This is a genomic window from Kribbella sp. C-35 (assembly GCF_046549195.1).
Lineage (GTDB): Bacteria > Actinomycetota > Actinomycetes > Propionibacteriales > Kribbellaceae > Kribbella.
Genome location: NZ_JAJPWG010000006.1, coordinates 463,702 through 490,122 on the forward strand (window position 1 = coordinate 463,702; position 26,421 = coordinate 490,122).

Genomic DNA, 26,421 nt, shown 5'->3' on the forward strand with positions numbered 1-26,421 from the left:
ATACACCTGCTTGCAGTTGCGACCGCGACCACCACACTCGCCGGTTCCATTGGTCCGAGGACAAGCCCGGCAAACCGTCGCCGCTGAACTATTGAGGCGCCAACAGCGAGCTAGGTTTCCAGGGCAGACGCTCCGCTCCGATGTTATGTAACGGCCAGACTGCGGCTGCTACTAGTCAGGTCCGCGTTGGCTCACTCTGGGCGGCGGTAAGCCGGCAGCTTCGAAGAGCTCATCCTGGCGCGAATCGCAGCTGTCCATATGTCGGGATATCGCCTCCGCGCGGAGAGCGACATGAAGCGAGTGAATGAATCACTCATTTAGTTGAGGTCCCCTCCGCGAGTGCGCCGTGATCAACTTGGAATGCTGTCGTACGTTACTACCGATCAGGGAGGGGCAGACTTCCTGCAAGCCGACCTGCGGTTTAGCCTGCCGAGGACTGGTGGTTGCCGTCGAATACGGGATTCTCGCGTGCTGGAGCAGTCCCGTCTTGTGAGAACACAAACCCTCGCCGAATCGCCTCGCACTGGCAAACCGACGCCCGCGGCCCGTCGAGAGCGCCTATTCTGCCATCAATCGAGCTCTCAATCGCGGCGATCCGTAACGGCCATCGGCCGCGGACGATAGACACTCAAAAGGCTGGCACCGAATCGGGGGGCGATGGCGGGAATGTATGCTCAATGGTGGTTCTTCGCAATTGGCGCGGCCGCCGTCTTGGCCGAATCTGCGCTTGCCTTGCGTGTCTGGTCTCGGAACCGCTTGGTCAGCGCGGTCGCCCTAATACTGCTTGTGGGCAGCGGCGTCGCGGCTGCGTATGTATCGATGGATTCGCCGGACCTGGCCACGGTCGCTGTGGCGCTGCTCGCAGCCATCCATGTCGCCTTTCTTCTCCTCTTACTCCTCATGGTCGGCAGCACCAGAGGCGAGATAACGGAGTCTGGCATGGCCACGGCACATGCCTTCGGCGCTGTCGCAGTGCCCATCATGGCGACCCGAGCTAACCTTGCGGGTTGGGGGCCGGACTCGGCGAGTGCAGTGCCTGCTTCCGTCGTGGCACTACTGGCCGTCGCCTTCTTCGTTGGTCGTCGAGCATATCGACACATGATGGCCCTTGAACGCCGCGCACCGTCAGAGCAGGCTCCGGACTTGCTGGCGATCACGTGGTTCGTTGCCCTAAGCACCGTTGTGGCCGGCATCTTGTCGATCGTCCTGGTGGCTGGCCAATTGGGCTTCGACGTAGAAGGTGGTAGGCGACAACTGGACGTCACTCCCGTCCTGGTCTACGCGCTTGTTGGCAGCGCAGGGCTGTGCCTTTTCGCTGCGGCGATCGGGTGGTTTCGGCGCCCGACCAGCGCCCACGACGACAAGCTAAGAGTCTCTAGGACAGCAGTGGTACTGAGCGCGCTCGGTCTGACCTGCTCTGCCGGCGTTCTAGTGGCGGACTTGGTGCGGAACCCTTGGGGCTGGACGATCGCCGTCCCGTATTTTGTCGTGCTTGGCCTCTTCAATGCCTTCCATTATCTCGAAGAGATCATCCAGACCCAGGTGCGGATCCATTGCCTCGACGGAGAGTGGCCGGCGTGGGTGCTCGGCTGCCTGTGCGCCCTGAACATCGTTATCGCTGTGGTTTGGCTCGGCGAGCGGGTGCTCTGGGGACCTGGCCGCCAAGGCGCCCTCCTTGTCGTGACCGCGAAGGGGATTGGCGTCGTTGCCATCTTGCTCGGTGCGATATTCGCCGCGAACCTCGTCGTAGCCACTGGGTCAGGTCCACACCAGCAGTTGTCCGTCAAAAGCTCGGCCAGCAACGCGGTCCAGTCCCAATTGTTGTACGGAGCTCAGTTGATCGTCACCACCTGCGTACCCAGCATCGTTGTGTCGATGTTCAGACAAGACCCCGTCGCGAACTGGAAACCGCTCGTGGTCGCGGCCGCGTTCGCAGGTCTAATGTGGAGCGTCGCCAACTTCGCTCACAAGAACAACAGCAGCCACCTGGCAAGCGAGAGACGTCGCCCCTTGTCCGAATCTGTTACACGACGTCAGTCACCTGAGGAACGACGTCAACTCCAGGCCCAGTTCGTCGCACGGCTCTCGAGTCACATCGCGTTGCAGGAGAAACTCAGCCGCTGGACGTTCAAGGCCTCGCTCTTGTGGCCGTTCGTCCTCATCGCACGCCTATTCGACTGGGTCAAAGAGACCGACGACCCGCCGACGCCCTCCGGCGCTTCCGTCTGAACCAGGCGCCAGCGGCCACACCACCGACGCTCAGGGCGGCCGCACCAGCTAGCGCGGCGAGGGTCGACGCAGACGACGGCCGATCTGTCGTGTACTGGTTGTCGACAACCAGCAGGCCAGCGAAACCCAACCCGCTCGCCAACGCGGTACCTAAGGCCCAGTCAACCCGCCAATCCTGAACCTCGGGGTTGTGTGCCCACCGCAGCAATGATCCAGACCAAGCCGCGCCAAACGCCGCCGCCGCCGCGGTGAGAAACACCGCGTGATATAACCCCGCTCCGTTGAATACGTGCGGCGCCGGCAAGGTCCAGTTCAATTGCGGATCGTCGTCCCGAAGCCATTGCACCTGAGTTAGCAGACCGCCAACCGCTCCACAAAGGCCGCCCACCAGGACGAGGACGCGATCACCACGTGTCGCGGGCAGCGCGTGATACGCATAGACGAGTGTCCCGATCGAACTAGGAAGTAGCACGCTGTCTCCCCAGGTCGCGCTGAGGTAGTCGGTGAATCCCAGGACTCCCTCCGGCTTGCCATAGACCGCCGACAATGTCGCCATCGCGCCGAATCCTGCCGCGAATAGCGTGCTGCTGGCGAGTAGCGCCTTCCGAGCCGGGGTCACGCTTGAGGCTACCGCGCATCGGGGCGCGTGCCGATCCACAGTAGCCACGACCGAGGCTTCGGCGCACGCGGCTTCCGCGTTACCCAGGTGTCTGGGGCGTGCATCCGCGGGCGGGTGAGGCGACCGTTGCCGTGGGATCAATCGTGGCATCCGTCCGCGAGGGATCTCGATCGCGTCGGCGATACGATCAATGACGTCGCACGCTTTGACCTGGCGGCCGTTGAGGATTTCCGAGACCTCGCCCTGAGATTGATAGGTCCGAGCTCCGATTTGTTCTGGCTCCCGCCGTGCCGCTGCAGCCAGCGGAAGGTGCCCGCCACGACACGCGACGCGATGACAGAACCCAGGTCCGCGTGTTCCCACAAACATGAGTCGAACTGCGGCTGCGGTGCCGTCATCGGCACTCCTTGTGTCTAGGCGGCACTGTGAGGTGAGCCCGAGCACATCCGGTGCGTCTATCGGCACGGCCGACAGGTCGGTTCGACGAGCACAGCCTGTAGTGGTGACCGCGTCACTGCGCCATGGTGTGGACGCAGAGTGTCATATCCGCTGCCAAGTTACCTGGATACGTAGAAGAGCTTGGACCGCCCAGCGCGGCCTTCGACCTTCTCGAATCGCTCCCGGAGTCCGACGGGCAACCTCTCGTCGTGCCGACGCTGCACCACCTCGCCGTACTCGGGCACCCCGCGCAGATCAGAGACCACCTCCGCCACTGCACCCACGAGGTCCTGATCGCCACCAAGCAGGCGGAGCGGACGTGCTGAGGGGACATCCCTCGTTCTCCTAAAGTCCCCTGCACCCCGCGTCCGTTCCGCCGCTCCGCGCCATACGCCCGGACGACGGTCGGTTCTCTCCACACTCCAAACGTTGAGCTGCCGCACATGGACACGATGGAGGTGCGGCGCGATGGCGTATGTAAAGGATCAGTGGACTCGGGCTGTGAGGCAGGCGGATGGGACGGCTGGGCGGGTTCGGACTGCCAAGTGGGGGCGGGGGAAGCGGTGGTTGGCGGGGTGGGTGGATCCGGAGGGGCGGGAGCGGTCGAAGGCGTTTGGGACGAAGACGGCTGCGGAGCGGCATGGGGCTGCGATGGAGACGGATCGGGAGCGTGGGGAGTACATCGATCCGGAAGCTGGGAAGGTTCGGTTTGAGGAGGTTGCCGGGAGGTGGCTTGCTTCGCGGGTGGTGGATCCGGCGACAGCGATGAAGTACGAGTCGTCTTTGCGGCTTCACGTCGTACCGGTGTTTGGACGGCGGCAGTTGCGGACGATCAAGCCTTCGGAAATCGCAGCGTGGGTTGCGGGGCTGGATGCGCGGTTCGGGTCGTCTACGGCGCGTACGGCGTACCTCGTGTTGCACGGGACGCTGGAGGTTGCCGTTGATGATGAGGCGATCAAGCGGAATCCGGCGAAGGCGCGAGTGGTCAAGGTGCCGGCCGAGAAGGGCGGGAAGACCACTGCCTGGAGCGACGAGGTTCTGCTGCGGATCGTCGAGGGGCATCCGCCGCAATACAGGCCGATCGCCTCAATCGGTGCTGCGTGCGGGCTGCGGCAGGGTGAGTTGTTCGGGCTCGCCGAGGAGGACGTCGACTTCGACGAGATGGTGATGCGAGTCCGGAGACAGGTGAAGAAGCTCGGAAGGGAGTTCGTCTTCGCGCTGCCCAAGAACGACACCGAGCGGACCGTGCCGATGTCAGAGGGCGTCGCCGTGATGCTCACGGAATACATCCAGACCGCGAAGCCGCGGGCCTACACGTTGCCGTGGGAGAAGGTTGACGGGAAGCCGCACACGGTCAACCTGCTGTTCCGCTGGACTGACGACAAGCACATCCGGGCGCGGACGTACGACGAGCTCGTGTGGAAGCCGGCGCTCTTCCACGCTGGCGTCATACCGGAGCCGACGAAGGACGCACGGGGCAGGCGGCAGTACTACTCCAGCCGGGAGAACGGGATGCATGCTCTGCGGCACTACTACGCGAGCATCACCCTGGCGGACGGCGTGAACATCAAGGAGCTGGCGCAGTACCTGGGGCACGGCGACCCAGGCTTCACGCTCCGGCTCTACACCCACCTGCTGCCGTCATCCCACGAGCGGGCGCGCAAGGCTGTCGACTCGCGACTGTCCCGGCTGTTCGCGATGGAGGCTCACGGAGCTGTGACGGAGCTGGCCGCCGGCCGGTCCCCCACGACCCACTGGGAACCCGACGGCGGCCAGTCCCTTGACGACCCCGGAATCAGCCTCTGACCTGCGGAAACAGCTACCGGATGCGCATGCCCGAGATCGCGCGGGCGATGACCAAACGCTGGATCTCGGAGGTACCTTCGAAGATGGTGTAGATCTTGGCGTCTCGGTGCATTCGTTCTACTGGGTATTCGCGGGTGTAGCCGTTGCCGCCGAGGATTTGGATGGCTTCTTCGGTTACCTTGACGGCTACTTCGCCAGCTTTGAGTTTGGCCATGGAGCCTTCGCCGTGGCGGTAGTCGGGGGTTTCGCCGCGCATGAGGGCGGCGGACATGTTGGCGGCTCGCCAGACCAGGAGTCTTGCGGCGTCGATTTCCATGGCCATGTCGGCGAGTTTGAAGGCGATGCCCTGGTTGTCGATGATCGGGCGGCCGAACTGTTCGCGGGTCTTGGCGTAGTCGAGGGCTACCTCGTAGGCGGCGCGGGCGATGCCGATGGCTTGGGCGCCGACGATGTGGCGGGTCATTTCGAAGGTCGCCATCGAGGCGTTGCGGCCCGCCGTACCCGAGCCAGAAGCAGAACCAGAGCCGGCAGCCCCGGCAGCGGATCCGGAGCCGGAAGCGGAGGCAGCAGCAGCGGCGGCGCGGGATTCGTGGGCTCGGGCTATGCGGGCGTCTAGTTTTTCTTTGCCGCCTAGGACGTTTTCGGCGGGGATGCGGACGTTGTCGAAGAAGACGTCGGCGGTGTGGGAGGCGCGTAGGCCGTGTTTGCGGAGTTTGGTGCCCTGTTCCAGGCCGCGGACCTCTGACTTCGGTACGACGAACGCCGCCTGACCCTTCGTGCCGAGCGACGGGTCGATGGTCGCGACGACGACGTGGATGTCAGCGATGCCGCCGTTCGTCGCCCATGCCTTCTGCCCGTTGATGACCCACTCGGAGGTCCGCTCGTCGAAGACGGCCCGCGTACGGATCGCGGACACATCGGATCCCGCACCGGGCTCGGACGAGCAGAAAGCGGCGACCCGTACGTCGTCCGGCGTGCCGTAGCAGCGGCCCATCCACTGGCTCCACTGCTCCGGCGTGCCGTTCGAGAAGATCGCGGACGACGCCAGGCCGGTGCCCTTCAGGGACATCGCGATGCCGGCGTCGCCCCAGAACAGCTCCTCGTGGACCAGCGGCATCAGTAGGCCGGTCGGGTCGACGAACAGATTGATGTTCATGTCGAGGCCGTAGATGCCGACCTTCGCCGCTTCCTGGATGATCGGCCAGGGGGTTTGCTCGCGCTCGTCCCATTCGGCAGCGGCGGGCCGGATGACGTCGGCGGCGAACGTGTGCGCCCAGTCCCGGATCTCGCGCTGGTCGTCGTTGATCGCCAGCGAGAAGGTGCTCCAGTCGGGCTTCGAGCGCTCGGCGCCGAGCTCGCCGGCCAGAGACATCACGTCTGCGGAGACAACAGGGTCGCTCATCAACTTCCTCACAGAGCCGGGTCCAATGTTACTGACGAGTGTAACTGTCGTTTGCACCAAGGGGTACCACTGTGGCTAAGATCGATTCATGAGCTCCGCGCTGCTCGCGATCGGACGCCGCCGCACCACGGCGGAGCGTCGGCGCGACCGCGAGCGGGACATCATCCGCGCCACCCGCGAGATCTTCGACGAGCGCGGCACGATCGACGCCCAGATCGACGATATCGCCAAGCGGGTCGGGATCAACAAGGCCCTGATCTACCGGCACTTCGCCGGCAAGGAAGAGCTGTTCGCGCTCACGCTCGTCGACTACCTCCAAGAGCTCGACGAACGGCTGCAAGAGAAAGACGGCCCACGAAGAGCGCCGCTCAACCGGCTCAGGGCCCTCAGCGAGACGTTCGTGGACTTCTGCCTGGAGTACCCGGCGTTCACCGACTGCGCGATGAGCCTGCTCCGAAGGACCGGCGAGCAGTTGTTCGGCGAGATCACCGAGCCGGTGATGGTCAAATTGGGTACGGCGATGGCCGCGCCGCTGGACCGTATCGCCGTGATCCTCAAAGCCGGCCAGCGTGCGGGCGTGTTCGACGAGGTCGACACGGCGTACCTGGCCAACCATCTCTACACGCAGACGCTCGGATCGTTGCACATGGCAAGGGTCGGGCTGATCGTGTCGGGTAGCCAACCGGGCCACCCGGTGGTGCATCATGCCGATGTCGGCACCGTCCGGTCGACCGCGATCACCGCGACGCTGGCTACCGCGGTGGGACAGAAAGCCCTGACAACCAAGAAGACCCGCTCCGCTAGAGCAGGAGACATATCGTGACCGAACCGCGCAAGGTGGCCGTGGTCGCCGGCAACCGGATCCCGTTTGCCCGGCAGGACAAGACCTACCGGCACGCCTCAAACTCCGACATGCTCACCGCCGCCCTGAACGGTCTCGTCGACCGCACCGGCCTCGGTGGCCAGGAGGTGGGTGAGGTGGTCGCCGGAGCCGTCCTCAAGCATGCCCGCGACTGGAACATGGTGCGCGAGGTGGTCCTCGGGTCCAAGCTCGCCCCGACCACCCCGGCGTACGACATCCAGCAGGCCTGCGGTACCGGTCTCGAGGCGGCCATCCTGGTCGGTAACAAGATCGCGCTCGGCCAGATCGACGCGGGGATCGCTGGTGGTGTCGACACCGCCTCCGACGCGCCGCTCGCGGTCAACGACCACCTGCGCAACGTTCTGCTCGACCTCAACCGCGCCAAGACGTACCCGGACCGCTTGAAGGTCCTCGCCCGCGTCCGCCCGAAGGACGTCGTACCGGAGATCCCCCGCAACGCCGAGCCGCGCACGGGCAAGTCGATGGGCGACCACGCCGCGCTGACCGCGCTCGAGTGGGGCATCACCCGGGAGGCGCAGGACGAGCTCGCGTACAACTCCCACATCAACCTCGCGAAGTCGTACGACCGTGGTTTCCAGAACGACCTGATCACGCCGTACGTGGGCCTCGAGAAGGACCAGAACCTGCGCCCGGACACCACGCTCGAGAAGCTCGCGAAGCTGCGGACCGTGTACGGCAAGGGCGAGACCGCGACGATGACGGCCGGTAACTCGACCCCGCTGACCGACGGCGCCTCGGCCGTCCTGCTCAGCACCGACGAGTGGGCGGAGCAGCACGGCCTGCGGCCACTCGCGTACCTGACCCACTCGCAGACCGCCGCGGTCGACTACGTGAAGGGCGCCGAGGGCCTGCTGATGGCTCCCGCCTACGCCGTACCGCGCATGCTCGCCCGCGCCGGGATCAGCCTCCAGGACTTCGACTACTACGAGATCCACGAAGCGTTCGCCTCCCAGGTGTTGTCCACGTTGAAGGCGTGGGAGGATCCGATTTTCTGCAAGGAGCGGCTCGGCCTGGACGCGCCGCTCGGGGAGATCGACCGGGACAAGCTGAACGTGAACGGCAGCTCGCTCGCCGCGGGTCACCCGTTCGCGGCGACCGGCGGGCGGATCGTCGCCGCGCTGGCCAAGCAACTGGACGAGAACGGCGGCGGCCGGGGCCTGATCTCGATCTGCGCCGCGGGCGGCCAGGGTGTCGTCGCCATCCTCGAGAAGTAGGAGCTGAGATGACGGATCGCTACCAGACCTTCACCACGACGCCGCTCGGCAAGACGCTGGTGAAGAACCTGGGTCTGCCCGACCCGACGCCGCTGCCCCGCTGGACCGAGGGCAGCCCGGTGATCGACGGGCCGGTCGTCTTCGGGGCGATCGGCGAGACCGACGCCGGCAAGGCGGTCCAGGCGCTGCTGCGGGACATCGGCGCCTCGTTCAGCACCGTGACCGAAGGCGTCGCGTCGAGCACGATCCGGCCGAAGGCGATCGTCTTCGACGCGACCGGCGCGGCCTCGACCGCCGACCTGACCAGCCTGCAGCGCTTCTTCTCCCCCGTCGTCCGTCAGCTCGCTCCGGCGGGCCGCGTGATCGTCGTCGGCCGTACGCCGGAACTCGCGAGCTCCCCCGAGCAGCAGGTCGCCCAGCGCGCACTCGAGGGCTTCACGCGCAGCCTCGGCAAGGAGGTGAAGCGCGGCGCCACGGTCAACCTCGTGTACGTCGCCCCGGACGCCCACGAGCAACTCGACTCGACGCTCCGCTTCTTCCTCTCGCCCAAGTCGGCGTATGTCGACGGCCAGGTCGCCCGAATCGGGACCGGACCGCTGGTGAGCAACGACCCGAGCCGACCCCTCGCCGGGCGTACGGCGCTGGTGACGGGTGCGGCTCGTGGCATCGGCGCCTCGATCGCGGACACGCTCGCCCGAGACGGCGCAACGATCATCGGTGTCGACGTACCGCAGAACGCGGACCCGCTGCGCAAGGTGATCTCCAAGATCGGCGGTACCGAGCTCCTCCTCGACGTCACCGCGGTCGACGCGGCGCAGCGGATCGCGGCGCACGCGCAGGAGCAGCACGGCGGGCTCGACATCGTCGTCCACAACGCGGGCATCACCCGCGACCGGCGGCTCGTCAACATGCGCACCGACGCCTGGGACGCCGTACTCGACGTGAACCTGCGCGCGCCGGAGCGGATCACCAAGCATCTGGTCGAGTCCGGGGCGCTTCGCGACGGCGGCTCGATCATCGGGGTGTCGTCGATGGCCGGGATCGCGGGCAACAACGGCCAGACGAACTACGCGACCTCGAAGGCCGGTGTGATCGGTCTCGTGCAGGCATTGGCGCCCGCGCTGGCCGAGCGGCAGATCCGGATCAATGCGGTCGCGCCCGGGTTCATCGAGACCGAGATGACCGCGAAGATCCCGTTCACGATCCGCGAGGTCGGGCGGCGGATCAACTCGCTGCAGCAGGGCGGGCTGCCGATCGACGTGGCCGAGACGATCGCGTGGTTCGCGGATCCGGCCTCGGCGGGTGTGACCGGCAACGTGGTCCGGGTCTGCGGCCAGAGCATGCTGGGCGCCTGAGATGCCGACCCGACGGTACGACGACTCCCCCGGGCTCGGCTCGCTCTACGCGCGGACCGTGCGGGCCACGCTCCGGCGGGCCGACTACGAGCCGGACGCGGACGGGCTGACCCTCGAGCTGCCCCGGTCGGCGATCGACCAGGACCACCTCAGCGCCTACCGCGAGGTGACCGGGTTCGCGGCGGGTCCCGCGCTGCCCCCGACGTACCCGCATGTGCTTGCCTTCCCGCTGCATCTGGACCTGATGTCCGACCCCTCGTTCCCGTACAAGCCGATGGGGATCGTGCACCTGTCCAACACAATCACGCAGAAGCAACCGATCCCGTTGCATGCGGAGCCGGCGATCCGCGTGCACAGTACGGCGGAACGCCCGCATCCGAAGGGCACCGTCTTCGACGTGATCAGCGAGGTCTTCGTCGATCACGAGCTGGTGTGGAGCGATCTCACCACGCTGCTCAGCCGCACGTCCGGGACGGAAGGTGCGCACGCAAATCTGCTGTCCGATCCGGTGCTGAGCCCGAGCGCGTGGTGGGACCTGCGCGGCAACCTCGGCCGCCGGTACGCCGCGGCGTCCGGCGACCGGAACCCGATCCACCTGTTCAAGCTGACCGCTCAGGCGTTCGGGTTCCCGCGCCAGATCGCACACGGGATGTGGGCCAAGGCTGCCGCGCTCGCGTCGATCCAGCGCGCCGGCGCGTTGCCGGACGCGTTCACGGTCCGCGTGGACTTCCGTAAGCCGTTGCTGCTGCCGTCCCGGGTCGGGTTCGGGTACCAGCAGACGGGCAAGACGGTCGACTTCGCGCTGTACGACGAGGGCCACGACGTGACCCACCTGATCGGGCAACTGCAGGCGAACTAAACCGCCGCGCAGGCAGAACCCCCTCGGACACGCTCATTTCTCGTCCGAATCGTGGTTTCTGCCTGCATGGGGATCCGCCTCCACCCGGATCCGATCCAGCACCTCGCCGATCGGAGCCGCATCCCACCGGCGGCCGTCGCGTTCCCGGACCGCGAGCTGGCCGGCCGCAGCTTCGCGGGAGCCGATGACGGCCTGGTACGGCGCCAGCCGGTTCTCGCGGATCCGCGCGCCCAGGCTGCCCTCGTCCGCGTGCGCGATCTCGACCCGGAGACCGCGATCCGACGCTCTCCGGGCAACCTCCGCGGCGGGTTTCTCCTCGTCGTCGGAGATCGGCAGTACGACAACCTGTACCGGGGCCAGCCACGCCGGGAACGCGCCACCGTGGACCTCGATCAGCTGAGCAACCGCTCTCTCGATGCTCCCGACGATCGCGCGGTGCACCATCACCGGACGGTGCTTGTTGCCGTCGGCACCGATGTACTCGAGCCCGAACGCCTGCGGCTGGTGGAAGTCGATCTGGACGGTCGACAGACTGAACTCGCGGCCCGCCGAGTCCTCCATCTGGATGTCGATCTTCGGCCCGTAGAACGCCGCGTCGCCCGGCGCGTCCTCGTACTCGACGCCCGCGTTCTCGAGCACCTGACGGAGCAGTACGACGGCCTGCGCCCAGCTCGCCGCGTCACCGACGTACTTGCTCGCCGGGCTGTTGAACTCCGCATCAAGAGCCGGGAGCGCGAGGACGTACTGCGATGCGCTGATGCCCATGTCGGCGTACGCCTGCTTGATCAGCTTCAAAGCTCCGGCAGCCTCTTCTGCCACCTGGTCCAGGCGGCAGAAGATGTGGGCGTCGTTGAGTTGCATGGCGCGGACTCGGCTGAGGCCGCCGATCGCTCCGGAGAGTTCGGCGCGGTACTGCCCGCCGAGTTCGGAGTAACGCAGTGGGAGTTCGCGGTAGCTGTGTGAGCGGGACCGGAACATCAGCGCGTGGTGCGGGCAGATGCTCGGCCGCAGGACCAGTTGCTCACCGCCCATATCCATCGGTGGGTACATGTCCTCGTGGTACTTGGCCCAGTGGCCCGAGATCTCGTACAGCTCGCGCTTGCCGAGGACCGGTGAATAGACCTGCTGGTAGCCGGCTCTTCGTTCCACGTCGGCGATGTAGCTCTCCAACGCGTGCCGGACGGCGGCGCCGGCGGGCAACCAGTAGGGCAGTCCCGCACCGATCAGCGGGTCGGAGTCGAACAGGCCGAGTTCGCGGCCGAGTTTGCGGTGGTCGTACATGATTCCTCCATGGGTTGAGGCGAGCCACCCAGGGAGCACGACAAAGCCCCGGGGCACTCGCCCCGGGGCTTGGTCAGACAGTCAGATGTCAGCGCGCCAGGACGAGGTCCGGCGTCGTCGTGACTACTGCGCGCTTGATCACGTCTCTACGTTAGCAGATCGGAGTCCAGCCCGACGGGGCGGATCAGGCCCTCCTGGGCGACGGAGGCAACGAGGCTGCCTGACTCGTTGTAGAGGCGGCCGGTGGCGAAGCCGCGGGCTCCGGAGGCGGACGGTGACGACTGGTCGTACAGCAACCACTCGTCGGCGCGGAACGGCCGGTGGAACCAGAGTGCGTGATCGAGCGACGCCGGCTGGATGCGGCGGTCGCCGATGACGATGCCGTGTGGCAACAAGCTTGCCCCGAGCAAGGTCAGGTCGCTGGCGTAGGCGAGAACGCACGCATGCAGGGCCGGATCGTCGGGAAGCTTGCCGGCAGCCCTTATCCAGAATTGCCGGCCGGTGACTCCGGCCAGGCGTACGTCGAGCGCCGCCCACTCCTTGTCCCAGTCGGCGGCCGGTCTGCCGGACCGCGCCTCGAGAACGGTCGCCAGTCGCGGCGCCTCCTCCGGCGGTACGGCGTCGTCCGGCATCGGATCCTGGTGATCCAGACCGGCTTCGGGGCGCTGGTAGGACGCGGACATGTAGAAGATCGGCTTGCCGTTCTGCGACGCGACCACCCGCCGGCTGCTGAACGATCCGCCGTCGCGGGTCGGCTCCGGGCGATACACGATCGGTACGGACGTGTCGCCCGCGCGCAGGAAGTAGCCGTGCAACGAGTGCACCAACCGCTCCGGGTCGACGGTGCGGCTCGCGGCGGCCAGCGCTTGTCCTAGCACCTGACCGCCGAACACCCGTTGCATCGAGGTCTGCGGCTGACGGCCCCGGAACAGGTCGACGTCGATCATCTCCAGGTCGAGCAACTCGACCAGATCCTCCAACGACTCAGGCATGCCTCATCCTGACAGCCCCGGCCGCACAACAAGAACCGGGGCGCTACTCGTTGTCTTCGCGGTTGAGTTCGGCGAGGAATTGTTCTACCTCCGCGCCGAGCTCATCTGCGGAGGGGGTGGAGTCGGCGAGGAGGCTCTTGCGGGTCAGGGAGCCTTCGGCGGCGTCGTACTGGGTTTCGAGTGCCTTGACGACTGCGCTTGCGTCCTCGGAAGCCTCGACCTGCTCGTCGACCAGCCGGCCGGTAACGGCGGCCTCGTCGAGCAGGGCCTTGCTAGGGAGGAGCAGGCCCGTCGCGGCCGAGATCGCGTGCACGAGAGCCAGCGCGGCGCCCGGGAAACGGTTCTCGGCCAGGTAGTGCGGCACGTGGACGGCGAAGCCCATCGCGTCCTTGCCCGCCTCGCCGAGGCGGACCTGCAGCATCGTCCCGGCGCTCGCGGGCAGCTGCATCTCGCCGTCCCAGATGTTCGAGCGGGTGACCAGCTCGGGCCGCGTCGCGTGCGCCGTCAGGCCGAGCGGCCGCGTGTGCGGCACACCCATCGGGATGCCGTGCACACCGATCGTGAGCGTCACGTTGTAGAGCTCGTTGAGCTGCCGGATCGCCCCGGCGAACCGGTCCCAGTGGCTGTCGGGCTCGGCGCCCTCGAGCAGCAGGAAGTCAACACCGGCGTCGTCCGTCACCAGATGGAGCGAAAGGTGAGGCGGCGTGTAGTCGGTGAACCGGTCCTCGGCGAACGTCACCTCGGGCCGCCGGGCCCGGTAGTCGTGCAGGAGGTCGACGTCGAACCGCGCCAGCAGCCGGTGGTCCAGCACCTCGAGCAGGTGGTCCGCGGTCACGCGCCCGGCCTGGCCGGCGTCCATGAACCCGTCCAGCGAGTGCACCAGCACCTTCGGCGTCGCCGCCGGGCCGGTCGCCACCGACTCGTCGACGATCTCGTAGAGGTCGTCCGGTCGCAGCATCGTCGTCTCCTTCGCAACTTCCAACAGCTTCCAACAGACTGACAGGCAGTTCTACCTTCCCCAACGCCGCGATGTCGCGGAGTAATTCCGACCCTGGGGAACTTGCCGGAAAGTTTCAGGATGTTCCAAGACTCGGCCGTCGGCGCGACAGCGGTGGAAAGCGCTTGCTAGGTTGTCGTCGTGAGCCCTGAGCCAAACCCCGCCCTGACCGTCATGCTGGCGATGCACGACGACGCCAGGTCCCGCGTCCTGGTGCCGCGGGTCCGGCAGCGCCTCGACGCGATCGCGACCGTGCTCCCGGTCGGCCCCGGGGCCAGTTTCCTCACCGACCCCGCCGTACGGGCGGCGCTCCCGGACGTCGACGTACTGCTCACCGGCTGGGGCTGCCCGCGGATCGGGCCGGAGGTTCTCGAGGCGGCGCCGAAGTTGCAGGCGATCCTGCACGCGGCCGGCTCGGTCAAGGCGATCGTTGATCCGGCGGCGTTCGACCGCGGTATCCAGGTCTCGTCGGCGGCCACGGCGAACGCGCAGCCGGTCGCCGAGTTCACGGTCGCGGCGATCGTGCTGGCCGGGAAGCGGGCGTTCCGGCTCGCGGCGCAGTACCGGCTGGAGCGGCGCAAGGCCGACCCGCACGGGATGCCGGGCAGCTACGGTACGACGGTCGGCCTGCTGGGGGCCTCGCGGATCGCGAAGATGGTCGCGGAGCGGTTGCGGGGGTACGACCTGGAAGTGCTGATCAGCGATCCGTACCTGACCACCGACGGGGCCGCGGCGCTCGGCGCGGAGCTGGTCGACAACGACACCCTCTTCCGCCGCAGCGACATTCTCAGCGTGCACGCGCCGCTGCTGCCCGAGACGGTCGGCCTGGTGGACGCGCGGCTGCTCGCGCTGCTGAAGGACGGCTCGTCGCTGATCAACACCGCCCGCGGCAAGATCATCGACTCCGAGGCGCTGACCCGCGAGTGCGTGACCGGCCGGATCGACGCGATTCTCGATGTCACCGACCCCGAGCCGCTGCCGCCGGACTCGCCGCTGCTCGACCTTCCGAACGTCTTCGTCACCCCGCACGTCGCCGGTGCCGTCGGCAACGAGATCGCCCGCCTCGGCGAACTCGCGGTCAGCGAACTCGAACGCCTGACCGCCGGCGAACCCCTCCAACACGCCATCAGCCCCGCCGAGATCGGAAGACTTGCATGACCCGCTTGATCCTGCCGGACACCGACCGTGAACTGTCCCGCCAGACCGGATGGGTGCGGGCGCACTGGGAGGCGCTCGCGGACCATCTGCTCGACTCGCTCGTGCCGTACTTCTCCCCCGGCGCCTCCCTGGTCGAGCTCCCGGGCCGGCCGAGCCGGTCGGGTACGGCGTCCGACGCGCTGGAAGGATTCGCCCGGTCGTTCATGCTCGCCGCGTTCCGGATCGCCGGCGTCCAGGGCAAGGGCTGCGAGGAGCTGATCGAGCGGTACGCGCGGGGCGTCGCGAACGGCGCCAACCCGGACCACCCCGAGGCGTGGCTGCGGCTCACGCCGAGGTCGCAGCAGATGGTGGAGGCCGCGGCGATCGCGGTGTCGCTGCACGAGACCCGCGAATGGATCTGGGACCGCCTCGACCCGCGGGCGCAGGAGCACGTCGCGGAATGGCTCGGCGGCTTCAACGGGTCGACGACGCACGACAACAACTGGCGGTTGTTCCAGGTCGTCAGCGAGCAGTTCCTGGCATCTGTCGGAGCGACCTTCGAACAAGACGACATCGACGCAGGTCTCGACCGGATCGAGGACTGGTACGTCGGCAACGGCTGGTACTCCGACGGCGACGGGCAGAACTTCGACAACTACATCGGTTGGGCGATGCACCTGTACCCGGGCCTGTGGGCGCGGATGGCCGCCGCGACGCCGGGAGCGCAGTACGAGGACCGGCTCAAGCTCTACAAGGAGCGGATCAAGCTCTTCCTCGAAGACGCCGTACACCTTGTCGGGAACGACGGGGCGCCGATCTACCAGGGACGGTCGCTGACGTATCGGATGGCGGCCGCGGCGCCGTACTGGATGGGCGCACTGCTCGACTCGACACCGTTGACGCCGGGTGAGACGCGGCGGCTGTGCTCGGGGATCGCGCGGCATTTCGTGCAGCACGGGGTGCCGGACGAGCGTGGCGTGCTGACGCTCGGGTGGTACGACACGTTTTTGCCGACAACGCAGCAGTACTCCGGTCCTGGATCGCCGTACTGGGCCTCGAAGGGGTTTGTCGGGCTGATCCTGCCGCCGGAGCACCCGGTGTGGGCGGACCCGGAGGACTCGATTCCGCTGGACAACGCGGACCAGCTCCGAGGGATGCCGGATCCGGGATGGATCGTGCACGGGAGCCGTCACGACCAGGTGGTGCAGCTGGTGAACCACGGCGCCGACCACGCCCCGGTGACCGAGCCGCAGGGCGTGGAGCCGGCGGGCGATCCGCATTACAACCGGCTGGCGTACGCGAACCACGCCGGTCCGGACCTGTCGGACCGTGAGCCGGGGATCGACAACCTGATCTCGTTGGTCTCGACCGACGGCGCGGCGAGTGGGCGGGGGCGGATCCGGCGGCTGGGTGTCGACGGCCGTACGGCGTCCTCCTGGCACAACGCGTGGCTCGGGGAGGACGGGCCGTGGGCGATCGAGATCGCGTCGGTCGCGTGGAACGGCTGGGAGATTCGGTGCGCGCTGGTCGAGGGTCCGGAGGGCGCGCTGGTCCGCAGCGGCGGCTACGCCGTCGCGGGCGACTCCTTGCCAGAGGCAACCGTCGGCGCGGGGTCGGCCTCGGCGACGGTGCCGGCTGCTGCTGCGCGGAACGCGGATGGGTTGCTGTCGGCCGTGGTCGGGTTGCACGGATACGACACGGCGGGTCTGCATCGGGCGGTGGGGGTCAACCCGTTCGGCGCGCACTCGGCGACGCCGTACCTGACGTCACCGCATCGCGGGGAGCCGTTGGTGCTCGTGAACGCCGTACTGCTGACCCGCGACGCGCTCCGGCCGGAGGCGCTTGCCGAGGGCATCGATGTGGCCGTGGACGGTACGACGGTGCGGATCAGCCTGCCCGGCGGCGGTGCCGAGGTGGTCGAACTGGGACGGAACCGAGCCGGTTAGGTCAGGCTCGCCAAGGGTGTGGATTCGGCGGATGGCCGTTAGATTGACGGAATGAGCACGTACGAGAAACTCCTGCAGGAACAGATCCGTAACGAATTCACGGCCGCTCAGCAGTATGTGGCAGTCGCTGTCTGGTTCGACGACCAGGACCTGCCGCAGCTGGCCGCGCACTTCTACAAGCAGTCCCTGGAAGAGCGCAACCACGCGATGATGATGGTCCAGTACCTGCTCGACAAGGACATCCGGCCGCACATCCCGTCGGTCGGCGAGGTCGAGTCGGACTTCAAGACCGCGCTGGAGCCGCTCGAGCTCGCGCTGGCGCAGGAGATCACGGTCACCAAGCAGATCGAGATGCTCGCGCGCACGGCCCGTGACGAGAGCGACTACATCGGCGAGCAGTTCATGCAGTGGTTCCTGAAGGAGCAGGTCGAGGAGGTCGCGGCCATGAACACCCTGGTCAACGTCGCCAAGCGCGCCGGCGACAACCTCTTCCACCTCGAGGACTTCCTGGCCCGCGAGACCGTCGGCGAAACCGGCACCGACCCCACGGCCCCGACCGCCGCAGGCGGAACGGTCTGACCTACCAGCTTCCCCCGCCACCGCCTCCTCCACCGCCGCCGGACGAGCCCGAGGACGATGACGAGGAGCCGCTGTACGAGCTGAAGCCTGAGGAGCTGCCGCCGCCGGATCCTGGCGCGGGCGCCGGAGGTGGCGGCGGTACGAATGTGCTCTGGACCGCGGTGCTGATCGAGCTGGCCGACCAGTTGGAGTGGTAGTACGACGGGCCGACGTACCAGGTCGGATCGGGTGTCAGGCGGCCCGCCTCCACGAGCTCGCCGCACACCCGCTGCCAGCGCGTCGCGAGACCGAAGGCGATAGCCCAGGGCAGGTACTTCGAGAAGATGTCTTCACCCTCCTCGAAGCGCAACTGGTCCGCCTCGGCGGTGGCGAGGTACTCGCGGAACCCGATGACCTGGTCCGTGATCGCGCGGCCTTCCGCGCTCCGCTGCCCGCGCCGCCTCCGCCCGATCCACCTCCAGAGCAGCGTCAGCAGTGCGCTGCCGGGAATGATGATCGCGATCACGCGGCCCGCGGTGGCCGGGCCGGACCCCATCTGCGCGAGACCGAAACCGACGAGGACGAGCGCGATCGTGAGCATCCAGCCGAGGGCGTTCGAGCCGTCGCCGTTGCCGGACGAGGCGGGCAGTCTGAGGTACCACTGCTGCTGCTTGATGCGGGTCCACGCGGCGTCGTACATCTTGTCGGCTGCCTGAACCAGCGTGTAGTCGCCGACCTCGGCGCGTTCGAGCGCCCGCTCCTCGCCCGGCTCCTGCTTCGGGAACAGTCCTTTGAGCAGCACCTTCTCGTGCTGCGCCGTCGCGACCTCCAGATCGACCAGCACGGCCTTGCGCGCGCCCTCGTCGCTGTTGTCGAGGCGGATCGCGCCGCGGACGGCGAGGTGGATCAGTGTGGCCGCGAGGGCGGTGGACTTGTCCGCGGCGTCGGCGAGCAGCGCGCCCTCGGCGACCGTGACCTCGGGCGGCGCGAACGCCACCGGGATCTGGTCCTCGGTGAGCTGGTCTTTCCCAATCTGAGCGCCCGTAGGCGGGACGGTCCCCGGCGGCGCGCCGACGTACCGCAGGTCGCGGAGGCCGTGCCGGTTGTAGAGGAACGCGGCGGCGATGCCGGCCGCGGTCACCAGGGCGGATCCGGCGAGCGCGAGCCAGGACAGTCCGCTGCGCTCCAGCCAGTTCGGCGGGTCGACGACGATCGGGGTGTCGTTCTGTACGGCGCCGGCCTTGATGCCGGCAACGATCGTCAACTGGCTCCCGGTAAGCAGCTTGGAGTCGGTGAAGAGCCCGATGCCGCCGGTGACGGTCTTCTTCTCACAGGGGTTGGTGGAGCCGGCCTTGCCGCTGTAGCACTCGACCTGCTGCACGCCCTCCGGCGCCTGGACACTCACGGTGACCTTCGCAATGTGCGCGTCCCACGCCGAACCGGTGGCGTCCCAGTACAGCTCGCTGTGGTCCGCGAAGTGCCGCAGCGCGCCACGCACGTCGTACGAGATCACGTACTTCGCGCTGGTCCCCCAGATCGTCTGGTCCTTCGAGCCGATCTTGATCCGCAGCGTCTGGTCCCGGTCGAGGTTGTACTTCGCCGTCTCGGTCGTGAACTGGTCCGGCGCGGTTGGCGACGACACCAGGATGTTCGAGACCTCGTACTTCTGGTCCTTCGTCTTGTCGTCGGCGTACGGCTCGCGGATCACCAGGTCGCGGTAGATCCCGTGACGTCCGGACTCCGCGAAGGTGTAGTCGATCGTCTCCGTGACGTGCAGTACGCCGTCCTCGGAGACCGTGTAGGCGATCGTGAACGACTCGATCTCGTCGCCGTACGCCGTGGTCGCGGCCCCGGCCGGTGCAGCGAAACCCGCCACCGCGAGAACGGTGAACAGTGTGCTGATGACGACCCCGAGCGCCCGACGCATAGCGGGAATGTAGCCGCCCCGAAGGCCACTCCTACCAGCTGCCGCCGCCTCCGCCGCCGCCACCGCCGCCGGAGGACCCGCCGCTGAAACCGGACGAGCCGCCGCCGCCACCGCCCGAGCTGGACGGCGTGGGCGGCGGGTCGAAGCTGCTCGCGACGGTCGCGCCGACCGCGCCCGCGGTCCAGCCCGAGGTGTAGTACGACGGTCCGGAGTACCAGTACGGGTCGGGCGTGATGCGGCCGGCGGCGACGAGTCGCTCGCAGACCTTCTGCCAGCGGTCGGCGAGGCCGAAAGCGATCGCCCAGGGCAAGTACTTCGAGAAGATGTCCTCGCCCTCCTCGAAGCGCACCTGGTCCGCCTCGGCCGTGGCCAGGTACTTCCGGAAGCCGATCAGCTGGTCGGCGACCGCGCGGCCGGCCGGGTTCCGTTGCCCGCGGCCCCGGATCGCGATCCAGATGCCGATGGCAACGATGACCGCGATCACCGGCACCGCGACGACCACCGCCCGGCCGAACCCGCCGGTCGCGGCACTGATCACGGTGCCCATCAGGCCGGCGCCGACGACCCAGATCCCGATCATCGCCATGCAGGCGCAGCCGAAGCCGTTCTTGAACGCCGAGCCGCCGCCGGCGCGCGGCATCCGCAGGTACCACTGGCGGTCCTTCACCTGTTGCCGCAGCGCCTTGATCATCTCGTTGTGCGCGTTTCGCATGGTGTTGTCGCCCACCGCGCCGCGCTCGAGCAGCACCTCCGTGCCCGGCTGTAGCCCCGGGAACAGGCCGAGCATCAACGCCTGCTCGTGCGGTGCGGTCGCGGCCGCCGGGTTCAGCAGCACTGCCTTCTGCGACTCGCCGTCGTTGTCGATCCGGACGCCGCCGCGCACCGCCAGGTCGATCAGCGTCGCGGCCGTCTCGGTCGTGTTCGCCTTCGCGTCGATCAGCAGGCCGCCCTCGGCGACCGGGATCCGCGGCGGGGCGAATGCGACCGGGATCTGGTCCTCGGTGAGGTCGTCTTTCACCGGCTGCGCGGCGACCCCGTCCGGCGGGAACGCGCCCGGCGGCATTCCGGCGTACCGCTGGTCCTTGTTGCCGAACCTCGCGTAGAGCGCGGCGAGCACGATGGCGGCCACGGTCGCGATGCCCGAGCCGATCAGCGAGAGCCAGGACACCCCGTTGCGCTCCAGCCAGCTCGGCGGGTCGACCAGGATCGGGGTGTCGTTCTGGACGGCGCCGGCGGTGATCCCGGCGACGATCGTCAACTGTTCGCCGCGGTCGAGGTTGGAGGCGCCGAACACGCCCTTCTCCCCGACGACGGACTTCTGCGGGCACGTCCGGTTCGATCCGGCGGTGCCCATGAAGCACTCGGTCTTGGTCACGCCCTTCGGTACGTCGACGTTGACCGTGACCTGATTGATGACCGCACTCCACGCGCTGCCGGTGGCGTCCCAGTACAGCTCGCTGTGGTCGTCGAAGTGCCGGAGCGCCCCGCGCACGTCGTACGAGATCTTGTACGTCGCCTCGGTGCCGGGCACCGTCTTGTCCGGGTCGCCGATCTTGACCTGCAGCTCCCCGTAGCGGCCCTTGTTCCCCTCGTACGTGTCGACGGTGAACTCGTCCGGGGCGCCGCTCGGGGACGACACGTCGATGTTCGAGACCTGGTACTCCTGGTCCTTCGAGTCGTCGTCCTTGTAGGGCTCGCGGGTGACCAGGTCCCGGTAGATCCCGTGCCGTCCGGAGTCCCCGAAGTGGTAGTCGATCGTCTCCTCGACGTGCAGCACGCCCTCGGCCGAGACCGTGTAGTCGATCCTGAAGTTCCTGATCTCGTCCCCGGCCTCCGCCGTACCCGCGCTCGCCGGTACGGCGAAACCGGCCAACGCCAGAACGGCGACCAACATGGTGATGACGACCCCGAGTGCCCTACGCATGCCCGCGACACTATCGAGGGGCGGGGTCCGGGGTTCGCGCGGCCGACACGAATCCGCGAGCTGAGGGGCCTTGTGCGAAGTGTCGGTTAGGGGAATCGTGGGTGGACCAGGAGGAACGTCATGGCAGACAAGACGAACACTTCCCAAGGCACCGGGGCCGCGCCCGCTGTGGACAGCCCGGCCGCCATCCGCAACGTGGTCCTGGTCGGCCCTTCGGGTTCCGGCAAGACCACCCTCGTCGAGGCCCTGCTGGTGGCCTCCGGAGTCCTGAACAGACCCGGCACCGTCCTGGACGGAACCACGGTGTGCGACTTCGACGACGCCGAGATCCGGCAGCAGCGCTCGGTCGGCCTGTCGCTCGCCTCGCTGCCGCACGACGGCGGCCAGGGAAAGGTCAAGATCAACCTGATCGACACGCCCGGGTACGCCGACTTCGTCGGTGAGCTGCGGGCCGGGCTGCGCGCCGCCGACTGTGCGCTGTTCGTGATCTCGGCGAGCGAGGGCGTCGACGAGCCGACCCGGACGGTCTGGCAGGAGTGCGACCAGGTGGGAATGCCGCGCGCGGTCGTGATCACCAAGCTCGACCACGCCCGCGCGAACTACCAGAACGCGCTCGCCACGGCGCAGAACGCGTTCGGCGACAAGGTCCTGCCGCTCTACCTGCCCGCTGGTGACGGGCTGATCGGGCTGCTCTCCCAGTCCTACTTCGAGTACGCCGGCGGCAAACGTTCGACCGCGGCGCCGGACCCGTCGTACGCCGACGAGATCGAGGAACTGCGCGGCACGCTGATCGAGGGCATCATCGAGGAGTCCGAGGACGAGTCGTTGATGGACCGCTACCTCGAAGGCGAGGAGATCGACCAGAAGGTGCTGATCGAGGACCTCGAGCGCGCGGTCGCGCGGGGCTCATTCTTCCCGGTGATCCCGGTCTGCAGCGCTTCCGGGGTCGGCACGCTGGAGCTGCTCGAGGTGATCACCAGCGGTTTCCCGTCGCCGCTCGAGCACAAGGTCCCGGACGTCTTCACCCCGCACGGGGTCGCCCGCCAGGGCCTCACCTGCGACACCGCCGGACCGCTGCTCGCCGAGGTGGTGAAGACGACGTCGGACCCGTACGTCGGGAGGGTCAGCCTGGTGCGGGTGTTCTCCGGCACCATCAGGCCCGACACGACGGTTCACGTGTCGGGCCATTTCACGTCGTTCTTCGGTGACCACAACGGCGCGTCGCACGGGCACGAGGACCACGACGAGGACGAGCGGATCGGCACGCTGTCGTTCCCGCTCGGCAAGACGCAGCGTCCGGCGGGGCAGGTGGTCGCCGGTGATCTGTGCGCGATCGGCCGGCTGACGCGGGCGGAAACCGGTGACACGCTCTCCGACAAGGCGGATCCGCTGCTGCTGCGGCCGTGGAACATGCCCGAGCCGTTGCTGCCGATCGCCGTCCAGGCGCATGCGAAGACCGACGAGGACAAGCTCGGGGCAGGCCTGCAGCGGTTGGCGGCCGAGGATCCGACGCTGCGGATCGAGCAGAACCCGGAGACGCACCAGATCGTGCTGTGGTGCATGGGCGAGGCGCATTCGGACGTCGTACTGGACGCGCTGTCGAACCGGTACGGCGTGACTGTGGACACCGTCGAGCTACGGGTGCCGCTCCGGGAGACGTTCGGCGGGCCGGCGAAGGGTCACGGACGGCACGTGAAGCAGTCCGGCGGGCACGGCCAGTACGCCGTGTGCGACATCGAGGTCGAGCCGCTGCCTGGAGGGTCGGGCTTCGAGTTCGTCGACAAGGTGGTCGGCGGTGCGGTGCCGCGGCAGTTCATCCCGAGCGTCGAGAAGGGCGTCCGGGCACAGATGGAGAAGGGCGTCGGCGCCGGGTACCCGATGGTCGACATCCGGGTCACGCTGCGCGACGGGAAGGCGCACAGTGTCGACTCGTCCGACATGGCGTTCCAGATGGCCGGCGGGCTGGCGCTCCGCGAGGCGGCGGCCGCGACCCGGGTCAACATGCTCGAGCCGGTGGACCTGGTGTCGGTACTGGTGCCGGACGATCTCGTCGGTGCGGTGATGAGCGACCTGTCGGGCCGTCGCGGGCGGCTGCTCGGGACCGACAAGGTCGGCGAGAACAGGACGCTGGTGAAGGCCGAAGTACCGCAGGTGGAGATCACCCGCTACTCCATCGACCTCCGCTCGCTGTCCCACGGCTCGGCGTCGTTCACCCGCGAGTTCTCCCGCTACGAGGCAATGCCGGAGTCTGCCGCGTCCAAACTGAAATGAGTTAGCTGAGGCGGCGGCGTACGTCGCGGGACTTGAGGTACGCCGCCACGTCGTCGTACCGCTCGCTCTGGTTGGCGAACTCGATGTACGAGCGCACGCGGTGCAGCCAGTCGAGGGTCGACGGCTTCACCGCGGTCAGCGCGTCGGTGAGGTGCCGCATCGCGAGCGGCGGCTCGCCACCGGTCGAGAGCGCCTCGTCGATCACCTTGTCGACGCCGCGCTCGATCAGCGCGCGCAGGTCGGCGCCGCTGAACATCGCCGTCTGCCCGGCGAGAGCCTTCAGGTCGAGGCCGTCGGCCGGGACCTCCTTCGTCAGCACGGACAGGATGTCGGCGCGAGCCGGTTCGTCGGGCGGCGGTACGAAGATCACCCGGTCGAATCGGCCGGGGCGCAGCATCGCCTCGTCGACGTCCCACGGCGCGTTGGTCGCGGCGAGCACCAGCAGGCCCTCGTTCTCGGAACCGATCGCGTCGAGCTCCTGCAGCAGTACGTCGACCAGCCGGCGCGCCTCGGACCCGCCGTGCTTGTGCCGCGCGAACGCCAGCGCGTCGAGCTCGTCGAGGAACAGCACGCACGGCGAATTGGCGCGGGCACGCTCGAACGCGGCGTGCAGATTGCGCTCGGAGACCCCGAGGTACGGGTCCATCACGTCCTCGATCCGGACGTTGATGAATGGCAGCCCGCACTCCCCCGCGGTCGCCCGTGCCAGCAGTGTCTTGCCGCAACCAGGCGGCCCGTACAGCATCACGCCGCCGCCGGACTTCCGCCCGTACGTCTCGTACAGCTCCGGCCTGCTCAGCGGGAGGATCACCATCCGGTGGATGACCCGCTTGATCTCCTCCATCCCACCGACCTGGTCGAAGGTGGTGGTCTCCTTGGGCGTGTCCGGGATCAGCGGATCCTGCTCGTCCTCCGGCCCGACCTTGATCCGTACGCCGCTGCGCTCGGCGATCATGCCGTCGACGAGCTGCTGCAGCCGCCCGGTCCCCTCGACCACACCGCGCTGACGAGCCGCTTCGAGCAGGTTCCGCAGCAGGGCGAGCCGCCCGTTCGCCGCGGCCAGCTCACCGACCGGCACGAACTGATCGTCGGGTAGCCCGTGCTGATCCAGCAGTACGACGTACTGGTCGAGCGCCTCCTCGGTCTCACCGGCCGTCGCCAGCGACTCCGCGAGCACGAGCCGCAGCAGTACGTCGTCCGGGGCCGCCTCGACCGCCTTCCGCAGGGCCTCGATCCGGTCGTTGCTCATGAACCCCACTTTCGGTTGATCCAGCGGCGGACCAGCGGTGGGACCACCCACGAATACACGCAGAAGCCCAGCCAGACCATGGCGAAGGCGAACGACAGCGGTGCCAGGCCGGCCGCGCGGAGACCGTAGATGACCGCGACCGCGCCGACCCAGACGACCAGCGGATTGATGCGGGCGAACGGGCGCAGCGGAACCATCAGCGGGTGGTTGAACATCTTCGCCTCGCGGGCGGCGGCCCGCAGATCCGCGTCACCCGGTTGCGAGGCGGCGGCCGATCGCAGCGAGTTGTATCCGGCGCGCGAGTCGCCGGTCAGCATCGACGCCGTACCGTGCAACGCCCGCGCGTTCGGGTCCTCGGGGTCGTACGACAACGCTTCGGTGCTGTGCCGGTGCATGTCCCGGTCCTTGCCGAGCGCGAACGCAACCTGCGCACGGGCAGCCGAGACCGCCACGCTTTCCGGCGCATGCGACGCGGCACGCTCGACCAGAGCGCTCGCCTTCTCGGCCTGCCCGGCCGCCAGGCAGACGTGGGCGTACCCGAGCAGTAGATCCGGGTCGTTCGGGTCGAGGCTCAGGCCTTGCAGGAACGCGGCCTCGGCCTCGGGCAGACGCCCCTCCGAACGCAGCGCGGACCCGAGGACGTGCAGCATCGCGGGGAACGGCCCGTGCTGGGCCAGGCCGTCCCGCAGTACGTCGACCGCCTCGGCGTCCCGGTCCAACGCGTGCAACGCGGCACCGCGGAACAGGTACGCGCGGTAATCCACCGCCGCGTCGCCGGACAGGCCCTGCAGTTCGTCGAGCACGCGTTCGGGGCGGCCGATCTGCAGCCAGTGCGCGGCCATCCGCAGCCGAGCCTCACTCGGTTCGTTCACAGCACCACCGTCACCAGGAGGAGGATCAACGCCTCAACGAGAGCGCCGCCGATCGTCACCGCGATCCCCCAGCCCCACAAGGATCCGTAGTCCGCGCCCCGCAACTGGAACGCGCGGTCCATCGGACGCTGCAGCCGCAACTGGACCAGGCAGCACAGTACGGCGACCACGCGGATGCTCACCCGGAGACCCGACGTGACGCCGGCGTCGTCGTACAGCAGGACGAACACGCCGATCACCGCGAGCAGGCCGACCAGGCCGGTCAGCAGGATCAGCCGGCGCTTGGCGGCGTCGACACCGAGCCGGCCCGCGTTCAGGAAGGCCACTGCCGTGGACGCGAGCACGCCGCCGAAGAACGCGACGTACGTCTGGGACATCAGGCGCCACGGGCGCGCGGACATGTCCACGCCGGCGCCGACGGTCGGGCGCAGGAGTTCGTCCGGCATCGGGCTCCAGATGTGA

At 68.0% G+C, this 26,421-nt stretch carries 20 protein-coding genes; 10 read left to right on the plus strand and 10 right to left on the minus strand.

Annotation, left to right across the window (positions count from 1 at the left end; genetic code table 11):
• Positions 1-657 precede the first annotated feature (657 nt).
• The gene (locus ACLJOO_RS36950) at positions 658-2,229 is read left to right on the plus strand and encodes a hypothetical protein (RefSeq protein ID WP_410792335.1); all 1,572 of its coding nucleotides are present in this window, start codon (positions 658-660) and stop codon (positions 2,227-2,229) included.
• Here the strand turns inward: ACLJOO_RS36950 and ACLJOO_RS36955 are convergent.
• A complete protein-coding gene (locus ACLJOO_RS36955; RefSeq protein ID WP_410792336.1) occupies positions 2,183-2,785 on the minus strand; it encodes a hypothetical protein in 603 nt (200 codons plus the stop codon). The two genes, ACLJOO_RS36950 and ACLJOO_RS36955, sit on opposite strands and share 47 nt — an antisense overlap.
• A gap of 1,152 nt (positions 2,786-3,937) precedes the next feature.
• Here ACLJOO_RS36955 and ACLJOO_RS36960 point away from each other — a divergent pair.
• Positions 3,938-5,092, plus strand: a complete 1,155-nt coding sequence (locus ACLJOO_RS36960; protein ID WP_410792337.1) for a tyrosine-type recombinase/integrase — start codon at positions 3,938-3,940, stop codon at positions 5,090-5,092.
• 13 nt (positions 5,093-5,105) lie between these two features.
• Here ACLJOO_RS36960 and ACLJOO_RS36965 read toward each other — a convergent pair whose 3' ends face one another.
• Positions 5,106-6,494, minus strand: a complete 1,389-nt coding sequence (locus tag ACLJOO_RS36965) for an acyl-CoA dehydrogenase family protein (RefSeq protein WP_410792338.1) — start codon at positions 6,492-6,494, stop codon at positions 5,106-5,108.
• A gap of 88 nt (positions 6,495-6,582) precedes the next feature.
• Here ACLJOO_RS36965 and ACLJOO_RS36970 point away from each other — a divergent pair, with 88 nt between their 5' ends.
• The 4 genes from ACLJOO_RS36970 to ACLJOO_RS36985 are packed head-to-tail and all read left to right on the plus strand — an operon-like array spanning position 6,583 to position 10,805.
• Positions 6,583-7,317, plus strand: a complete 735-nt coding sequence (locus tag ACLJOO_RS36970; protein ID WP_410792339.1) for a TetR/AcrR family transcriptional regulator — start codon at positions 6,583-6,585, stop codon at positions 7,315-7,317.
• Complete coding sequence (locus tag ACLJOO_RS36975) at positions 7,314-8,591, plus strand: acetyl-CoA C-acetyltransferase (RefSeq protein WP_410792340.1); 1,278 nt, start codon at positions 7,314-7,316, stop codon at positions 8,589-8,591. Before ACLJOO_RS36970 ends, ACLJOO_RS36975 begins: the two co-directional genes overlap by 4 nt.
• A gap of 8 nt (positions 8,592-8,599) precedes the next feature.
• A complete protein-coding gene (locus ACLJOO_RS36980) occupies positions 8,600-9,946 on the plus strand; it encodes a 3-oxoacyl-ACP reductase (protein WP_410792341.1) in 1,347 nt (448 codons plus the stop codon).
• A gap of 1 nt (position 9,947) precedes the next feature.
• Positions 9,948-10,805 carry a MaoC family dehydratase gene (locus ACLJOO_RS36985; protein WP_410792342.1) on the plus strand — a complete coding sequence of 286 codons (858 nt, stop codon included), beginning with the start codon at positions 9,948-9,950 and terminating at the stop codon, positions 10,803-10,805.
• Positions 10,806-10,838: 33 nt separating this feature from the next.
• On the opposite strand, the gene thrS is transcribed toward ACLJOO_RS36985, so the two are convergent.
• The 3 genes from thrS to ACLJOO_RS37000 form a co-directional block, all read right to left on the minus strand.
• Positions 10,839-12,086: a threonine--tRNA ligase gene (gene thrS, locus ACLJOO_RS36990; RefSeq protein WP_410792343.1), complete on the minus strand. Its 1,248-nt coding sequence runs from the start codon at positions 12,084-12,086 to the stop codon at positions 10,839-10,841.
• Between the two features lie 146 nt (positions 12,087-12,232).
• Positions 12,233-13,078 carry an acyl-CoA thioesterase gene (locus ACLJOO_RS36995; RefSeq protein WP_410792344.1) on the minus strand — a complete coding sequence of 282 codons (846 nt, stop codon included), beginning with the start codon at positions 13,076-13,078 and terminating at the stop codon, positions 12,233-12,235.
• Positions 13,079-13,121: 43 nt separating this feature from the next.
• Positions 13,122-14,036 carry a proteasome assembly chaperone family protein gene (locus ACLJOO_RS37000; protein ID WP_410792345.1) on the minus strand — a complete coding sequence of 305 codons (915 nt, stop codon included), beginning with the start codon at positions 14,034-14,036 and terminating at the stop codon, positions 13,122-13,124.
• A gap of 180 nt (positions 14,037-14,216) precedes the next feature.
• On the opposite strand from ACLJOO_RS37000, the gene ACLJOO_RS37005 reads away from it, so the two are divergent.
• Genes ACLJOO_RS37005 through ACLJOO_RS37015 form a run of 3 tightly spaced genes read left to right on the plus strand, consistent with a single transcriptional unit; the run spans position 14,217 to position 17,737 of the window.
• The gene (locus ACLJOO_RS37005; RefSeq protein WP_410792346.1) at positions 14,217-15,233 is read left to right on the plus strand and encodes a hydroxyacid dehydrogenase; all 1,017 of its coding nucleotides are present in this window, start codon (positions 14,217-14,219) and stop codon (positions 15,231-15,233) included.
• The gene (locus ACLJOO_RS37010; RefSeq protein ID WP_410792347.1) at positions 15,230-17,158 is read left to right on the plus strand and encodes a DUF2264 domain-containing protein; all 1,929 of its coding nucleotides are present in this window, start codon (positions 15,230-15,232) and stop codon (positions 17,156-17,158) included. The genes ACLJOO_RS37005 and ACLJOO_RS37010 overlap by 4 nt, the downstream gene beginning before the upstream one ends.
• Positions 17,159-17,209: 51 nt before the next feature.
• Positions 17,210-17,737, plus strand: coding sequence for a ferritin (locus ACLJOO_RS37015; RefSeq protein ID WP_410792348.1), 528 nt, complete (start codon positions 17,210-17,212; stop codon positions 17,735-17,737).
• Position 17,738: 1 nt separating this feature from the next.
• Here ACLJOO_RS37015 and ACLJOO_RS37020 read toward each other — a convergent pair whose 3' ends face one another.
• Positions 17,739-19,643 (minus strand): DUF2207 domain-containing protein, encoded by a 1,905-nt coding sequence (locus ACLJOO_RS37020; RefSeq protein ID WP_410792349.1) that lies wholly within the window; start codon positions 19,641-19,643, stop codon positions 17,739-17,741.
• A gap of 31 nt (positions 19,644-19,674) precedes the next feature.
• Positions 19,675-21,567 carry a DUF2207 domain-containing protein gene (locus tag ACLJOO_RS37025; protein ID WP_410792350.1) on the minus strand — a complete coding sequence of 631 codons (1,893 nt, stop codon included), beginning with the start codon at positions 21,565-21,567 and terminating at the stop codon, positions 19,675-19,677.
• Between the two features lie 120 nt (positions 21,568-21,687).
• Here ACLJOO_RS37025 and ACLJOO_RS37030 point away from each other — a divergent pair, with 120 nt between their 5' ends.
• A complete protein-coding gene (locus tag ACLJOO_RS37030) occupies positions 21,688-23,838 on the plus strand; it encodes an elongation factor G-like protein EF-G2 (RefSeq protein WP_410792351.1) in 2,151 nt (716 codons plus the stop codon).
• Position 23,839: 1 nt separating this feature from the next.
• Here ACLJOO_RS37030 and ACLJOO_RS37035 read toward each other — a convergent pair whose 3' ends face one another.
• Genes ACLJOO_RS37035 through ACLJOO_RS37045 form a run of 3 tightly spaced genes read right to left on the minus strand, consistent with a single transcriptional unit; the run spans position 23,840 to position 26,405 of the window.
• Positions 23,840-25,087, minus strand: coding sequence for a tetratricopeptide repeat protein (locus ACLJOO_RS37035; RefSeq protein WP_410792352.1), 1,248 nt, complete (start codon positions 25,085-25,087; stop codon positions 23,840-23,842).
• Positions 25,084-25,959, minus strand: a complete 876-nt coding sequence (locus ACLJOO_RS37040) for a tetratricopeptide repeat protein (RefSeq protein ID WP_410792353.1) — start codon at positions 25,957-25,959, stop codon at positions 25,084-25,086. The genes ACLJOO_RS37035 and ACLJOO_RS37040 overlap by 4 nt, the downstream gene beginning before the upstream one ends.
• Positions 25,956-26,405 (minus strand): hypothetical protein, encoded by a 450-nt coding sequence (locus ACLJOO_RS37045; protein ID WP_410792354.1) that lies wholly within the window; start codon positions 26,403-26,405, stop codon positions 25,956-25,958. Before ACLJOO_RS37045 ends, ACLJOO_RS37040 begins: the two co-directional genes overlap by 4 nt.
• Positions 26,406-26,421: the final 16 nt, after the last annotated feature.